General features: G+C 53.5%; 16 protein-coding genes. 12 read left to right on the top strand and 4 right to left on the bottom strand.

What is annotated here, in order from left to right:
• The first annotated feature begins 9 nt into the window (after window positions 1-9).
• From obgE to BN4275_RS15030, 3 genes are read left to right on the top strand one after another with little or no spacing between them, the layout of a single operon-like run.
• Entirely contained in the window at window positions 10-1,281 is a 1,272-nt protein-coding gene (gene obgE / locus BN4275_RS15040; RefSeq protein ID WP_066459752.1) for a GTPase ObgE, read from the top strand.
• A gap of 11 nt (window positions 1,282-1,292) precedes the next feature.
• Entirely contained in the window at window positions 1,293-1,691 is a 399-nt protein-coding gene (locus tag BN4275_RS15035) for a Mini-ribonuclease 3 (RefSeq protein ID WP_066459750.1), read from the top strand.
• A gap of 24 nt (window positions 1,692-1,715) precedes the next feature.
• Window positions 1,716-2,588, top strand: coding sequence for a YitT family protein (locus BN4275_RS15030; RefSeq protein ID WP_066459748.1), 873 nt, complete (start codon window positions 1,716-1,718; stop codon window positions 2,586-2,588).
• Between the two features lie 74 nt (window positions 2,589-2,662).
• On the opposite strand, the gene BN4275_RS15025 is transcribed toward BN4275_RS15030, so the two are convergent.
• Window positions 2,663-2,857 carry a hypothetical protein gene (locus BN4275_RS15025; protein WP_066459746.1) on the bottom strand — a complete coding sequence of 65 codons (195 nt, stop codon included), beginning with the start codon at window positions 2,855-2,857 and terminating at the stop codon, window positions 2,663-2,665.
• Window positions 2,858-3,066: 209 nt separating this feature from the next.
• Here BN4275_RS15025 and BN4275_RS15020 point away from each other — a divergent pair, with 209 nt between their 5' ends.
• From BN4275_RS15020 to BN4275_RS15005, 4 genes are all read left to right on the top strand, one after another.
• A complete protein-coding gene (locus BN4275_RS15020) occupies window positions 3,067-3,615 on the top strand; it encodes an NADH peroxidase (protein WP_066459745.1) in 549 nt (182 codons plus the stop codon).
• A 179-nt stretch (window positions 3,616-3,794) separates the two neighbouring features.
• Window positions 3,795-4,634: a MerR family transcriptional regulator gene (locus BN4275_RS15015; protein ID WP_066459743.1), complete on the top strand. Its 840-nt coding sequence runs from the start codon at window positions 3,795-3,797 to the stop codon at window positions 4,632-4,634.
• A 59-nt stretch (window positions 4,635-4,693) separates the two neighbouring features.
• The gene (locus tag BN4275_RS15010; protein ID WP_066459741.1) at window positions 4,694-6,184 is read left to right on the top strand and encodes a UbiD family decarboxylase; all 1,491 of its coding nucleotides are present in this window, start codon (window positions 4,694-4,696) and stop codon (window positions 6,182-6,184) included.
• Window positions 6,185-6,201: 17 nt separating this feature from the next.
• Window positions 6,202-6,795: a UbiX family flavin prenyltransferase gene (locus BN4275_RS15005; RefSeq protein ID WP_066459739.1), complete on the top strand. Its 594-nt coding sequence runs from the start codon at window positions 6,202-6,204 to the stop codon at window positions 6,793-6,795.
• Window positions 6,796-6,870: 75 nt separating this feature from the next.
• On the opposite strand, the gene BN4275_RS15000 is transcribed toward BN4275_RS15005, so the two are convergent.
• Genes BN4275_RS15000 through BN4275_RS14990 form a run of 3 tightly spaced genes read right to left on the bottom strand, consistent with a single transcriptional unit; the run spans window position 6,871 to window position 10,413 of the window.
• Window positions 6,871-8,256 carry a cytosine permease gene (locus tag BN4275_RS15000; protein WP_079988307.1) on the bottom strand — a complete coding sequence of 462 codons (1,386 nt, stop codon included), beginning with the start codon at window positions 8,254-8,256 and terminating at the stop codon, window positions 6,871-6,873.
• Window positions 8,257-8,302: 46 nt separating this feature from the next.
• Window positions 8,303-9,679, bottom strand: a complete 1,377-nt coding sequence (gene hydA, locus BN4275_RS14995) for a dihydropyrimidinase (RefSeq protein ID WP_079988306.1) — start codon at window positions 9,677-9,679, stop codon at window positions 8,303-8,305.
• A 23-nt stretch (window positions 9,680-9,702) separates the two neighbouring features.
• A complete protein-coding gene (locus BN4275_RS14990) occupies window positions 9,703-10,413 on the bottom strand; it encodes an aspartate/glutamate racemase family protein (RefSeq protein WP_066459737.1) in 711 nt (236 codons plus the stop codon).
• Between the two features lie 227 nt (window positions 10,414-10,640).
• Here BN4275_RS14990 and BN4275_RS14985 point away from each other — a divergent pair, with 227 nt between their 5' ends.
• The 5 genes from BN4275_RS14985 (at window position 10,641) to BN4275_RS14965 (ending at window position 14,353) form a co-directional block, all read left to right on the top strand.
• The gene (locus BN4275_RS14985) at window positions 10,641-11,204 is read left to right on the top strand and encodes a TetR/AcrR family transcriptional regulator (RefSeq protein ID WP_158572811.1); all 564 of its coding nucleotides are present in this window, start codon (window positions 10,641-10,643) and stop codon (window positions 11,202-11,204) included.
• 252 nt (window positions 11,205-11,456) lie between these two features.
• Entirely contained in the window at window positions 11,457-11,999 is a 543-nt protein-coding gene (locus tag BN4275_RS14980; protein WP_066459733.1) for a 2-oxoacid:acceptor oxidoreductase family protein, read from the top strand.
• The gene (locus tag BN4275_RS14975) at window positions 11,953-12,258 is read left to right on the top strand and encodes a 4Fe-4S binding protein (protein WP_066459731.1); all 306 of its coding nucleotides are present in this window, start codon (window positions 11,953-11,955) and stop codon (window positions 12,256-12,258) included. Before BN4275_RS14980 ends, BN4275_RS14975 begins: the two co-directional genes overlap by 47 nt.
• A gap of 2 nt (window positions 12,259-12,260) precedes the next feature.
• Complete coding sequence (locus tag BN4275_RS14970; protein WP_066459729.1) at window positions 12,261-13,475, top strand: transketolase C-terminal domain-containing protein; 1,215 nt, start codon at window positions 12,261-12,263, stop codon at window positions 13,473-13,475.
• Entirely contained in the window at window positions 13,475-14,353 is an 879-nt protein-coding gene (locus BN4275_RS14965; RefSeq protein WP_066459728.1) for a thiamine pyrophosphate-dependent enzyme, read from the top strand. The genes BN4275_RS14970 and BN4275_RS14965 overlap by 1 nt, the downstream gene beginning before the upstream one ends.
• Window positions 14,354-14,362 lie beyond the last annotated feature (9 nt).

The raw sequence follows: 14,362 nt of genomic DNA, 5'->3' as shown, positions 1-14,362 counted from the left end.
GAGAGCAGCATGTTTGTTGACAAGGTAAAAATCCGCATCAAAGCCGGCGACGGCGGCAACGGCGCGGTCAGCTTCCACCGGGAAAAATATGTGGCGGCGGGCGGCCCGGACGGCGGCGACGGCGGCCGCGGTGGAGACGTGGTATTCGTGGCAGACACCAACCTTTCCACGCTGGTGGATTTTAAATATAAGAAACGTTATTTTGCACAGAATGGCCAGCCGGGCAGCAACAAGCGCAGCAGCGGAAAAAGCGCATCAGACCTGGTGATCAAAGTGCCGAAGGGGACGGTTGTGCGGCACGCGGAAAGCGGCCGCGTCATGGCAGACCTTTCGACCGATGAGCCGGTTGTGGTTGCGCGGGGCGGCAAAGGCGGCTGGGGCAATATGCATTTTGCCACCGCGACCCGGCAGGTTCCGCGCTTCTCGAAGCCCGGCCTTCCGGGCGAGGAGTATGAGGTTGTGCTGGAATTGAAACTGCTGGCTGACGTGGGACTGGTCGGTTACCCGAACGTGGGAAAATCCACGCTGATTTCAGTTGTAAGCGCGGCAAAGCCGGAGATTGCGAACTACCATTTCACCACACTGACGCCGGTATTGGGGGTCGTGTCGGTGGAGGAGGGGAAATCCTTTGTCATGGCTGATATCCCAGGCCTCATCGAAGGCGCGAGCGAAGGCGTCGGGTTGGGGCATGAGTTCCTGCGTCACGTTGAGCGCTGCCGCCTGATCGTGCATGTGGTCGACGTCTCCGGCTCGGAAGGACGCGATCCCATTGATGACTTCAAAAAGATCAACGAGGAACTCGCAAATTTCAATGAGGATCTGGCATCCCGCCCGCAGATTGTCGCGGCGAACAAATGTGACATGGCGACAGAGGAGCAGCTCGCGGGATTCCGCGCTTTTGTAGAGGCGCAGGGCTACGAGATGTATGAAATCTGTGCGCCGATCGCGCAGGGGACAAAGGAGCTGATCTATGCCGTATCCCGAAGGCTCGACACGCTGCCGCCGATCAAGCAATATGAGATTGAACATGTCCCGCTCGCGGAAACTGAACGGTTTGCGCGCAATGTCTTCGACATCCGGGTGGAGGATGGCGTCTATATTGTGGAGGCCGACTGGCTGATGCCTACATTGGGCATGGTCGATATGGATGACTATGAAAGCCTGCAGTACTTTCAGCGCGTCCTGCGGCAGAGCGGCATCATCGACAGGCTCGATGAGATGGGAATTCAGGAGGGGGATACGGTCAGCATCCTGAACTTTGAATTTGAATACATCCGATAAGGAGGGATTGCATGGATCTTTCGATCGAGACACAAAGCAATCCGAAGTTGTTGAGCCCGCTCACGCTGGCCTTTCTTGGTGATGCGGTGTACGAGCTGCTGGTGCGCAGGCTGGTCGTGGAAGAGGCGAATATGCCGGTAGGACAGCTGCATCAGAAGGCGGTTTCACTTGTAAATGCCGCCGCGCAGTCGGATGCCTTCGGCCGGATTGAAAAGATGCTCACCGAGGAGGAGCTTGCGATCTTTAAACGTGGACGCAATGCGAGCGCGTCAAGCACGCCGAAACATGCGGATATTGCACAGTACCGGCGCGCAACCGGAGTGGAAGCGCTGTTTGGCTATCTTTATCTGAAAGAGGAACAGGAGCGGATTGAGGAGCTGTTCCGGATGATCATGGAGACGATGCGGTAAATCGGGATGAAAGAAGGGGTGCGGATGGCTGCAAAGATGCCGGATCAGTTTTTTGATACATTGCTGGACCTTTTATTTGTGACGCTGGGCTGCGCGTCAGTAGCGTCAGGCATTCAGGCATTTATCGCGCCGAACCACATTGCTTTAGGCGGGGTGAGCGGCCTTTCGATCCTGTTCAACTATCTGAGCGGAGCGCCGATCGGCGCACTTTCGCTCCTCATGAACATCCCGCTGCTCCTGCTTGGCTGGAAATTTCTCGGCCGCGCCTTCACTGCCAAAACTTTGGCCGCGGTACTGATCTCCTCTTTCCTGCTTGATTATGTGGCGGTACTGGTGCCAAAGTATGAGGGGGACGCGCTGCTCGCGGCACTGTTCGGCGGTGCGCTCGTGGGGTTCGGGTTGGCGCTTGTCTTTATGCGCGGCGCAACCACCGGCGGAAGCGACATTGTCTCGCGGCTTCTGCAGCTGAAGATGCCGCACATCCAGCTGGGGCGCCTGCTGCTGGGGCTCGATGTTGTGGTAATCCTGATCTCGGCGGCAGTTTTTGGGCGAATAGAAACGGCGCTCTATGGAATGGTAGCCGTATTTACCTCTTCGCGGGTGATCGATGGGGTACTGTACGGCCGTGATACTGGGAAACTGGTTTACATCATGTCGAAAAAGGCAGGGGAGATCTCCGGCAGGGTGATGCTGGACCTGCAGCGGGGCTGCACGCTGCTCAAATCAACCGGCGCGTTCACCCAGAGCGATTCGCAGGTCATCCTGGTGGCGGTGCGCCGCCAGCAGTATTTCCAGCTGAAAAAGATTGTACAGCGGATCGATCCCGCCGCGTTTATCATTGTGACCGATTCGACCGAAGTGATAGGTCACGGATTCAAGCAGTTAAATGAAAAATAAGCAGAAAGAACCGCCGGACAGAGCCGGCGGTTCTTTTTCGATCGCGGATGTCCGTGATCAGGGTTAACGATTATTTATCGGCCGCAGTCGGTCGCGTTATTCTGCTTCTTTGCCTGGGTATTCTTCTGCTTGTGGCAATCGGTGGCATTGTTGGAAGCCGAATTGCTGAAGCTGTTGGAATTCTGGCTGCTGAAATTGTTGGAATTCTGTTCGTTGGTCAGGCTGTTCTGGTTCTTGCGGTTCTGTGCTTTGTTGGTTTCTCTGGACATTACCGTTTCACCTCTTTTCAAATATAGCGGTGATCCTAGTATTTGACCATGTTCAAAAAATATTCGTATCTTTTTCCTCTGAAACTGAAAGAAAAGATGTAAATTTTAGAAAAAAGGGCTTGACTAAACTATACAAATGTTGTATAGTTATAACCGTAGTAAACAAGTGAGACAGCTTGTGATTAAACATTTTAAGGAGGACTATTCTGATGAAAAAGTTTGTTTGCACAATTTGTGGATATGTTCATGAAGGAGATACCCCGCCGGAGTTTTGCCCGCAGTGCAAAGCGCCTGCTTCCAAATTTGAAGAGCAGGCTTCCAGTGGGCTGACCTGGGCGGATGAGCACAGAATCGGTGTTGCAGCTGGTGTCGATGCGGAGATCGTCGAAGGACTGCGCATGAACTTCACCGGTGAGTGCACCGAAGTGGGTATGTATCTTGCAATGGCGCGTCAGGCACATCGTGAAGGTTATCCGGAGATCGGCCTCTATTACGAAAAGGCTGCTTATGAAGAGGCGGAGCATGCCGCGAAATTTGCCGAGCTGCTTGGCGAGGTTGTCTTTGCGGACACCAAGAAAAATCTCGAGCTGCGTGTTGCGGCAGAGAACGGCGCGACCGCGGGTAAAAAGCAGATCGCGACCCGAGCCAAAGAATTGGGGCTTGATGCAATCCATGATACCGTTCACGAGATGTGCAAAGACGAGGCCCGCCATGGCTGTGCGTTCCAGGGGTTGCTGAACCGTTATTTCGGTAAATAAAACTGAAATCTGAATTGCCTATTTTAGCACGAAACAGAAATCTTTCTGTTTCGTGCTTTTTCATCCTTATGGACTTAAAGATACGGGAGATTTATAGTATAATAAAATCATAACTTTTCCCCCGCGGCTGGCGGCCAAAACTGGCCGGATAAGGGCATATCAGCAATAAGGAGCGCTTTATGAAGGAGTATCTGTCAATTACGGAAATGGCTTCGCTGCATCAGATTTCGCGCCAGACACTGATCTACTACGACCGCATCGGTCTGTTTTCACCGGCCTGCACCGGGGAAAACGGGTACCGCTGCTACAGTGCTTCTCAGATCCCGTTTCTGAGGGAAATCTGCTTTCTCAAATCGATCGGGGTAAAGCTCGCGGAGATTAAACGGCATATGAAAAATCGTGACCCGGCGGATGAGATCGCTCTCCTCGAAGGGCAGGAGAAGGCGCTTACCCGGGAAATCGAGGCGCTGTCCCGCACGCGGGTTTTGATCCGCGAACGGATCGCCCAGTATAAAAGTGTCTGCAGCGCAGCAGACGAGCGCTTTATACCGGCAATCCGGCATTTGGAGGAGCGGCGGATCGTGTTTATGCCCTGGCCTGACAATTCGGCGGACCGAAAGACGCTGCATCTTTCGGTGATGAAGCTGTGGGGGGTGTTGGCGGCATATGATATCCCGCCATCCCAGCGGTTCGGATCGATTCTGAAAAAAGACGGGTTCAGGTCGCTTGATCCGCTTGTGGGCGCGGGTTGCTATCTGGAAATTCCTGCCGGATTTGACGCGCCCGGACAAACCCGGCTGCTTGCGGCAGAGGATTATGCCTGTATGAACAAATACGGCATGCCCTATGATACACAAGGCCTCACCAGATTGCTTTGCTGGATTTCAGAAAACGGTTACGAACCGGTGGGGGATGCGGTCGACGCCTGCCTTCTGGATACCACATTTTATAAAGCGGAGCGGGATGTTGATTTCTGCCAGCTTCAGATTCCGGTCAAAAAAACCAAAGGAAGCACTTGACTGTATAGCCGCTATATACCTTAGAATAAAGACACAAAAAATGTCTCAGGAGGTATTTTATGTCTTGCGCTTATGAAGTCAACGATTTGCGCAGTGCGCTGAATTTGCTGAAAACCGTTCCCGGCCAGCTCACCGAATGTGACGAACCGGTGGAGCCGCTTGCGGAACTATGCGGGGTATATCGTTATGTCGGCGCTGGCGGAACAGTGAAGCGTCCGACAAAAATCGGTCCGGCAATGATTTTTAATCGGGTAAAAGGACATCCGGACGCGCGTGTTGCCATTGGTGTGCTGGCCAGCCGCAGACGGGTTGGACTCTTGCTTGGCGAAGCGCCCGAAAAGCTTGGCTATCTGCTCAACCGCGCGGTGAATCACCCGGTTGACCCGGTTGTAATATCCGCGGAAAAAGCGTCCTGCCGTGAAGTGGTGCATTACGCGTCGGATCCGGATTTTGATGTGCGCAGGCTGGTTCCCGCGCCGACCAATACCGAGGAGGATGCGGGGCCATATATCACGATGGGGATGTGTTACGCCACCGATCCGGAGACTGGGGAGGGAGACGTGACGATCCACCGCCTCTGCCTGCAGGGGAAGGACGAAATTTCGATGTATTTTGTGCCGGGTGCCCGGCATCTGGATGTTTTTCGCAAAAAGGCGGAGGATGCAGGCAAGCCGCTGCCCATTTCGATCAGCATCGGCGTGGACCCTGCGATTGAGATTGCAGCCTGCTTCGAGCCTCCAACGACCCCGCTCGGCTTCAACGAGCTTTCGGTGGCAGGCGGCATCCGCGGCAGAGCGGTGGAACTTGCGCCATGTGTGACGATTGCGGAAAAGGCGATCGCCAACGCGGAATATGTGATTGAAGGCGAACTGCTACCAGGTGTGCGGGTAGCGGAGGATCAGAATTCCCACACGGGAAAGGCTATGCCGGAATTTCCGGGCTATACCGGCCCTGCGAACCCATCGATTCCCCTTATTAAGGTAAAGGCGGTTACCCACCGAAAAAATCCGATTATGCAGACCTGCATCGGTCCGAGCGAAGAGCATGTGAACATGGCGGGGATCCCGACAGAAGCGAGCATCATACAGATGGTCGATCGCGCTATGCCGGGCAGGCTGCAAAATGTTTACTGCCATTCTTCGGGCGGCGGCAAATATATGGCGGTGCTCCAATTTAAAAAGCTGATGCCGAGTGACGAGGGCAGGCAGCGACAGGCGGCTTTGCTGGCTTTTTCTGCCTTTTCAGAGCTCAAACACGTTTTTCTGGTGGATGAGGATGTTGACCCGTTCGATTCGAATGACGTTCTCTGGGCGCTCAACACCCGGTACCAGGGCGACGTTGATACCGTCTTCCTGCCCGGCGTGCGCTGTCATCCGCTCGACCCTTCCCAAAATCCGGACTTCAGCCCGTCAATCCGGGATAACGGCATCTCCTGCAAGGTGATCTTTGACTGTACGGTTCCCTATGCGCAGAAGGAGCGCTTTCAACGCGCTAAATTTATGGAGCTTGATCCCAAACGTTTTGTTCCGGAGCTTTTCCCGGAGGATTGAACCGAAGGAGGCCGAAGATGAAAGAAAGGAAGAATCTGGTAATCGGCGTGAGCGGCGCGAGCGGCGCTCCGCTCGCCGCCGCGCTTTTGCAGACGCTGCGGGACTGTCCTAGCTGGTGCACACATTTGGTGATCACGCGGGGAGGCGAACTGACGATCGAGGCGGAAACCGGTATGACCGCGGCACAGGTAAAGGAGCTTGCGGACCGGGTTTACGACCCGTCGGAGCTTGGCGCGCCGATTGCGAGCGGTTCTTTTCGCACCGCGGGCATGGTGGTTGTGCCGTGCAGCATGAAAACGGTCGCCGGCATCGCGAACGGCTATTCGGAGAACCTTTTGCTGCGCGCAGCGGATGTAGATCTCAAAGAACGGCGCAAATTGGTGCTCGTCGCACGCGAAACGCCGCTTTCGGCAATTCACCTGCGCAATATGTTGACCGTGACCGAGGCGGGTGCGGTGGTGCTTCCACCGGTGCTGACCTATTACCACAATCCCCAGGGCCTCGACGGAATGACCCTTCAGATCGTGGGAAAGATTCTGGATCAGTTTGGGATTGATGCACCTTTTTACAGCCGGTGGGGCGTACGGACGGACCGTTCCGGAACCTTTTGAGATAATAAAAAAGCGCAGAAGAGAACAGGCCCTGCTTTCGCAGAGCCTGTTCTTTCTTAAGAGGAGTTAAAGTGGTTAGTCTGTAATTTCAGACTGTGGATATTTTTTGAGAATCCAGAATTTCATCATCAGGTAATAACAGATTCCGCCGACGATGATTCCGACAAAGAATGCGTAATCCGGAATGAGGAAGCCGCTGAGGGCGCCCGGAATCCAGACGATGAACGCTGCCGGGTTAAAGCCGTTGACATAGTTATACTGGCCGGAGGTGTCATAGAGCGCTTTGATATTGAGCTGACGGTGACGCAGCATGTGATAGTCTGCGATCATGATGCCGACGACCGGTCCAAGCAGACAGCCAACGACCAGCAGGATGATGTTGACATGTGCTTCAAACCGCCAGGGCATCATCGCCATGCCGACACATCCGCAGATCACAACGGCGGTTGAGTATTTCAGTTTGCCCGGGAAGAGGTTAGAGAGGACGTATCCCGGAGGCATCAGGTTCTGAGCGGTATTTGTGGCGATCTGTGCAAAGACGACGAACGCCGAAAGTGCAAGAACGAGGATGACGGGATTATCCGCGAATACGACGGTCATAACCGTGATCGGATTATATTCGCCCGTGGCGATTCCGCTGGTCATGCCGATCAGCACGAACATGGTGATGACCGGAACCATGCCGAAGAACTGCGCGCACATAGCGCCTTTATTCTGTTCAAAAAACCCGCCGGATTCCTTGCGTTTGATAAACCGGGTCAGGTCGCATACGCTGACCGCCATGGTCGTCTGCGGGCCGGCCATGATTGCAATGCCCATCAACACGCTCATGCTGCCGTCTCCCGGCGCATTGATCACATCCCAGGTGATGTTGTAGTTTTTGATCAGGAAGTATTCGATATAGATACCGACAACGAGCAGAATGGGAGTGGCAACCCAGTCAAATTTTGCCATTGCGTTGACACCCATCGCACAGTTGACAACTTGTGCCGCAGCGAACAGGAAAACGATAATCCAGAGATTTGATTTTCCGAAAATGAGCTTGACGATCTCGTGGATTGCCATCGACCCCAGATAGGTCTGGAACCCAAACCAGAACATCGCGGGGATAGCGCGCACAAGCCCGGGCGCCTGGGAGCCTTTATAACCGAACGGGGCGCGCAGATAAATGGCGTAAGGCAGGCCATGCTTGATACCGATATCGCCGGTGAGGGTTAGCAGCAGCCAGACGAGGCCGTTTCCTGCAAGGCAGGCGAAGATGATCATTTTCGGAGAAAGTCCGGGATAAAGCTGTGCGCCGTTGATAAATGAAAGCAGCTGTACGTACATGCCGACGCACATTACGAAGAAGGTTACCGAAGTGATGGTCCGTTTTTCAGGCGGGGTTGGCATAAGGTCTTCATGGGTGGTAGAGCTGTCAAGCTCCTGCACGGCGGTGCTTTTCTCCATTTGGTCGCTCATGATGCTCCTCCTTTTCACACACAGTTATGAGGTGGATGATTTCTGTTCAGCCGAGAATTGGCACACCGCGGCGCACCATCCGGCCTTTGAACCGGTCGCCCACAAATTTTCCATCCTCCACGATGATATTGCCGCGAATCAAAGTGTGAGTGAGCTTTCCGGTGATATGGAAATCCTCGAATGGCGTATAGTCGGTTCCCATATGCAGATCCCCGGCATGCAGGACATAGGAGGCGTTCGGGTCCCAGAGGACAATGTCCGCATCCGAGCCGGCTGCCAGAATTCCTTTTTGCGGGAACATGCCCATCAGCTTTGCGTCGTTTGTCGAAAGCATCCGGACAAAATCGTTTTCGGTGATGCGTCCCTTTGCGACACCTTCTGAAAAGATGATCGCGGCGCGGGTTTCAATACCGGGCAGACCGTTCGGTTCTTTGGTGAAATCGTCCTTGTGGCTTGCTTTTTGCGCGAGATCAAAACAGCTGTGATCGCTGTTGATGACGTCGCAGAGACCTTCCGAAACCATTTTCCACAGGCCGTCCTGATCTGCCTGGGCGCGCATCGGCGGATTGCACATATAGTTCTGCGCGTCTGGACGACTGTAGACCTGCTCGGTCAGCGTCAGATAATGCGGGCAGAATTCGGTGAATACCGGCATTCGTTTTTTTGCCCAGCGGATGTAATCACAGACCTGCGAGGTGGTCATATGTACGAACACCGTTGCCGCGTCCGTTTCTTCGATCATTGGAAGCAGATTCGCAACTGCGGTAACTTCGGTGACCGGAGGGCGGGTGAGCGGATGATAGTAGGGGGTGGTAAGCCCGCGGCGTACATATTCCGCAACGTTTGCCTCGATCATATCAGCGTTTTCCGCATGGATTTTAGCAACGCCGCAATGTTTTCCGATCAGCTGAAGAACTTTATAGATGCCGAGCTGTTCGAGCATGACCTCCCCGCGGTAGACGGTAAACATCTTGATGGAGGGAAATCCACCCGTCAGGATGTCCCGGACATCCGCCAGCGACTGATCATTCAGATGTGTGATCGCGCCATGGAAGGAATAATCGATGACCGACACATCCTTTGCCGCATGCATCCGTTTTTCAAGCGCCTGTATCGGGCGTTCATCCCCCACGGGTATGGCGAACTGCACCATTGTAGTGGTTCCGCCATAGGCGGCGGCAATCGTGCCGGTTTCCACCTGGTCCTTGGTGAAAAATTCTCCCTGCGCATCGTCAATATGGACATGGGAATCGATCAGTCCCGGCATCACAAGCTTTCCGGAGGCGTCAATGGTTTTAACTGCCTGGCCGAAATCCGATTTTCTGCCGATGCAGGCGATTTTTCCGTCTTTGATGCCGATATCCGCATCAACCGACCCGTCTGCATTTACAATGTGACCGCCGCTGATAATGAGGTCAAGCACAGGAAATCCTCCCCCCGGAACTTTTAGTTGTAGACCTTTTCGGTTGGCGTTTGATAGGTGTTAGATTTGCTTGTCTTAAGACCGAGATCAACAAGGCTTTCAGCAACCTTGACCGCGCACATCACGGTATCCAGAACCGGTACGCCAATCTCCTTCGAGACGATATCCGCAAAACCGCTCATCCCGGCGCATCCGAGGATGATGAGCTCCGCAAGATCCTGCTCGACAGCTTCGCGCGCCGCTTCGATCAGGGTCCGCCGCGCGTTTTCGAGATCATCGTGGAAGGCGAGAACCGGCAGATCCGGAGTGCGGATGATGGCGACACGGTCGATCACACCATGGTGGCGCAGCCGGTCCTCCATGTTTTTGCGTACCCGCGGAAGGGTGCTGACGATTGCAAACTTCCCACAGAGGAAGGTTGCGAGATGGAATGCGGCTTCCGCAACGCCGACAACAGGCTTATCGGTGATCTCACGCAACGCGTCAACCGCAGGATCCCCGAAACAGGCAACCACATAGGCATCGTAACCGCCTTCGGCCTCCGCTTGGCGAACCACTTCTACCAGGTTGTAGGAGACCATCACTTCGTCGAGCGCGCCTTCGGCGCACGCGGGCCCATGCAGCGGATTGGTGCAGACGATCTCGGTATCCGGACGGGCGGAAGCCCTGGCGGAAGCGCCGATGTCCCTGGTCATATCCTCTGAGGTGTTTGGGTTGATAACCAAAATTTTCATGTGTTACAACCTCCAATTTTTCCTGGAAATTGTTGTTTTGAGTAAACTACCTACCGGTCGGTAGCTTAAAGATATCATCAGAATTCAACAATGTCAATATAAATTATTAAAAATATACAAATAATTTTCCGGTGTGAAATTTAAAAAGCTTGACATAAGAAGTGGGAAAGCTTAGAATAAAAACAATCAAGATGGTTTATTCGATCAAAAAGGTTTGGAAATTTTTCATGACAAGAGATAAACTGATTGCGGTGGCTGAGAAGCTTTTTGCAAAATATGGCTATGATTATACCTCGCTTTCCCAGATTGCGGAGGAAACCGGAATCCGCAAAGCTTCCGTCTATGCGCATTTTGCGAGTAAGGCGGAATTGTTTTTAATGATCTACCAACAGACGCATGACCGCACACTCGCGCAGATTCGGGAGACTTACGAAGACGACCGGCTGAAATGCTCGGAGAAGATGAAAAAGATATTCAAGTGCATCTGCAGAAGCGAGTCGCTGGGTTTCTTCCGGGCGACGATGTTTCCACCAAGCGAGCTCAAGAGCGAAACGCTGCCGATCTTTTTTGATTTTGAAAACGACGTCAAAAAGATGCTTTCTGCGACGATCCTGGAAGCGCAGCAGAATGGGGAGCTGCGCGGCTATCCGGTGGAAAACATCATAGACATGTTTTTCTATGTACTGGATGGGCTGATGGCAAAAAGTCTGTTCTATACGGTCACCGAATACCGGCAGAAGGTGGAGATGGCCTGGTCGATGTTCTGGGAAAGCATTGCGGCGCCAGAGTGAATGGGGAAGGCGGAAGCCTTCTCTTTTTGCCATACAAAACAGAATATAAGCGGCCCTGGCAGGAAAATTCCTGTCAGGGCCGCTTTTTGTAGCATTGCACAAATTTATCAAAAATAAACCTGTCATAACGGAAAAAATTAGCAAAATAAAAAAAATCTATTGACTTTGCCAGCCTGAAAGAATAACATGAAAGCACAAAATGCCATATAAAAGAATGATGTTCCGTATAAAAGAACAAAAGGAGGAAGCAAATTGATTCAGGTAAAAATTTATGGATTGGGAGGACAGGGTGTTGTGACCTGCGGAAAGATCATGGCGTATGCCTATGCGATCAACCAGGGAAAGTTCGCGCAGACCATCCCCGCATACGGACATGAACGCAGAGGCGCCCCGGTGAACACCAGCTTGATCCTCAGCGATGAAGCAATCCCCACAAAGTCGTTTGTATATGAGCCGGACTATGTCATGGTGTTCGACGTTTCGCTGCCGGAACGGCATGTGGATCTGTTTGAGGGCGTGGACGACGATACCGTCTTTGTCTTTAACGCGCCTGAGATCCCGGATTACATGAAAGGTCGCCCGAATAAAACCTATATCGTGGACGCTGAACACGCCGCGCTTCGCAATATTGGGCGTGACATTCCCAATACTGCGATGGCGGGTGCCTTTGCCGCGCTGGGGATCGTGGAGATCGGCGCTGTGGAAAAATCCATTCAGGAATTCTTCAAGGAAGGGGAGGACGGCAGAAATGTTAAAGCAGCAAGAGAATGCCACGACGCAGTCCGTGAAGCGTAAGATTTATTTTGGACCGGTTGCCACCCATGTCACAGATGTGGACACTGGGGCATGGAGAATCCTGACACCGGTGGCAGATGATGAAAAATGTATCCGCTGCGGCATCTGCCAGAAACATTGCCCGCTGGCGATCATCCAGGTCGACCGGGAAACGCCGTTCACAGTGGATCTGCGGTTCTGCAAGGGCTGCGGGATCTGTTCTCAGGTCTGCCCGAAGGACTGCATCGCAATGACAGAGATTGGCAAAGGGGGGGAATAAGGATGGATGCACGTAAATTACTCGATGGAAATATGGCGATGGTGGAAGCCATGAAACGCGCCAGGGTCGGTGTGATTTCTGCCTATCCGATCACGCCGCAGAGCCCGGTCGCGGAAAAACTGAGCGAATATGTCGCGGATGATTCCCTCAAAGCGGAATACATTCGCGTGGAATCGGAACATACGGCCCTTTCCTGCGCAATCGGCGCACAGCTGACCGGTGTGCGTGCATGCACCGCGACTTCATCGGTCGGCCTGGCGCTGATGCACGAAGTCCTCGGCATTGCGGCGGGCTGCCGCGTACCGATTGTCATGGGCATCATCAATCGTGCGCTGGTCGCCCCGTGGAGCCTCTGGTGCGATCATCAGGACGCGATGGCAGAACGCGATTCGGGCTGGATTCAGATTTATGCGGAAAGTGTCCAGGAAGTTTTCGATTACATGATCTACGCCTACAAGCTTGCGGAACACGAGGATGTCCTGCTTCCCGCAATGGTATGCCAGGACGGATTTTTCCTCTCGCATACAGCGGAAATCGCAATGATCCCGGATCAGGAAACGGTGGATTCCTTCCTGCCCGCCTATATCAGCAAAAATACCTATCTCGATGTGAACAATCCCATGTTCATCAACAATCTGACTCCCTCCTCGGAGTTCGGGGAGATGCGCCGTCAGCAGAAGGATGGATTTGATGCGGCCAAGGCGGTGGCTCCCGCGATCATGGAGGAATTTGAGCAGGCGTTCGGCCGCAAGCTTCATATAGTGGAAGCTTACCGCTGCGATGACGCGGATGTGGCGCTGGTGACCATCGGCTCGATGTCTGGAACAGCTAAACATACGGTTGATATGCTGCGCGAAGAAGGCAAAAAAGTCGGCGTGCTGCGGTTGATATTTTTCCGACCGTTCCCGCATGAGATGGTGCGGGAGGCGCTGAAAAATGTTCCCACCATCGGTGTTCTCGACAGGAGCGCGGGCCTTGGTGCACAGGGCGCGCCGGTCTATGTGGAAGTGAAGGCTGCGGCCGGGGATTGCGGTGGAAGCATCACTTCGCTGGTTGGCGGTCTCGGAGGCCGCGATATTTCGGTCGCGACGATCAAAAAGGCGTTTGATCATCTTTATGCGGTCCATGAAGGCAGAGCCGATGCGGATGAGCAGGTATGGGTCGACGTACGGGCGGATTACAACGAGCTGCGCCGCAAGATTGGAGGAAATGACTGATGTATCAAATAGAGACAGTATCGAAGGGCCTGGTAGCGCATGGCGTCAGCACCTGTCATGGATGCGGCCTTGAATTTGTTATCCGCACGGTGGTTGAAGAGCTTGGCCCGCGCACCATTATCGTAATCCCGCCGGGATGTTCCGCCGTTTTTTCCGGATGTTCCTATGAAACGGCCCTCAAAATTCCAGGTTTCCAGGGGAATTTGGAAAACACAGCGGCCTATGCGGCGGGCATCAGCCGCGGCTTGCGCGTGCAGGGGATCGAGGATGTCCATGTGCTTGGTTTCGCGGGTGACGGCGCCACGGTCGATATCGGGCTGCAGGCACTTTCCGGCGCGATGGAACGCAATGAAAATATTATCTATGTCTGTTATGACAACGAGGCGTACATGAATACCGGTATCCAGGGATCGGGGTCCACTTCCTATCACGCATGGACTACCACGACCCCAGCGGGTAAAAAAGGAATGCCCAAGGATATGATGATGATTGCGAAAGCGCATAAGATCCCATATGCGGCAAGTGCGTCGGTCGGCTATCTGGACGACCTGAAACGAAAGGTGAAGAAGGCCAAGAACGTCAAAGGAATGGCTTATCTGCATGTCTGCGCTCCCTGCCCGACCGGATGGGGCTATAAACCCGAGGATACCGTCAAGATCGCGAAGCTCGCAGTTGATACCGGCGCATGGGCCCTTTATGAAATTGAGGACGGAAAGGTTCATATCACAAAGAATGTCGCAAACCGCAAGCCGATCGAGGAATACCTGAAGATCCAAAAGAGGTTCAGGGGCATGTCGGATGACGACATCCGTTATCTCGGAGAACAGGTCGCAAAAAATTGCGACGAGCTGGAACGTCTGGAAAAACTCTATCAGTAAGAGGAGGAT

The organism is Anaerotruncus rubiinfantis (genome assembly GCF_900078395.1).
Lineage (GTDB): Bacteria > Bacillota > Clostridia > Oscillospirales > Ruminococcaceae > Anaerotruncus > Anaerotruncus rubiinfantis.
Note: the sequence above shows the minus strand (reverse complement) of the source record. Positions and strands in the feature narration are given on the sequence as shown.

Coding starts and splice junctions, on each gene's coding strand:
- obgE (WP_066459752.1), top strand. CDS start 10: ATGTTTGTTGACAAGGTAAAAATCCGCATCAAAGCCGGCGACGGCGGC.
- BN4275_RS15035 (WP_066459750.1), top strand. CDS start 1,293: ATGGATCTTTCGATCGAGACACAAAGCAATCCGAAGTTGTTGAGCCCG.
- BN4275_RS15030 (WP_066459748.1), top strand. CDS start 1,716: ATGGCTGCAAAGATGCCGGATCAGTTTTTTGATACATTGCTGGACCTT.
- BN4275_RS15025 (WP_066459746.1), bottom strand. CDS start 2,857: ATGTCCAGAGAAACCAACAAAGCACAGAACCGCAAGAACCAGAACAGC.
- BN4275_RS15020 (WP_066459745.1), top strand. CDS start 3,067: ATGAAAAAGTTTGTTTGCACAATTTGTGGATATGTTCATGAAGGAGAT.
- BN4275_RS15015 (WP_066459743.1), top strand. CDS start 3,795: ATGAAGGAGTATCTGTCAATTACGGAAATGGCTTCGCTGCATCAGATT.
- BN4275_RS15010 (WP_066459741.1), top strand. CDS start 4,694: ATGTCTTGCGCTTATGAAGTCAACGATTTGCGCAGTGCGCTGAATTTG.
- BN4275_RS15005 (WP_066459739.1), top strand. CDS start 6,202: ATGAAAGAAAGGAAGAATCTGGTAATCGGCGTGAGCGGCGCGAGCGGC.
- BN4275_RS15000 (WP_079988307.1), bottom strand. CDS start 8,256: ATGAGCGACCAAATGGAGAAAAGCACCGCCGTGCAGGAGCTTGACAGC.
- BN4275_RS14990 (WP_066459737.1), bottom strand. CDS start 10,413: ATGAAAATTTTGGTTATCAACCCAAACACCTCAGAGGATATGACCAGG.
- BN4275_RS14985 (WP_158572811.1), top strand. CDS start 10,641: ATGACAAGAGATAAACTGATTGCGGTGGCTGAGAAGCTTTTTGCAAAA.
- BN4275_RS14975 (WP_066459731.1), top strand. CDS start 11,953: ATGTTAAAGCAGCAAGAGAATGCCACGACGCAGTCCGTGAAGCGTAAG.
- BN4275_RS14970 (WP_066459729.1), top strand. CDS start 12,261: ATGGATGCACGTAAATTACTCGATGGAAATATGGCGATGGTGGAAGCC.
- BN4275_RS14965 (WP_066459728.1), top strand. CDS start 13,475: ATGTATCAAATAGAGACAGTATCGAAGGGCCTGGTAGCGCATGGCGTC.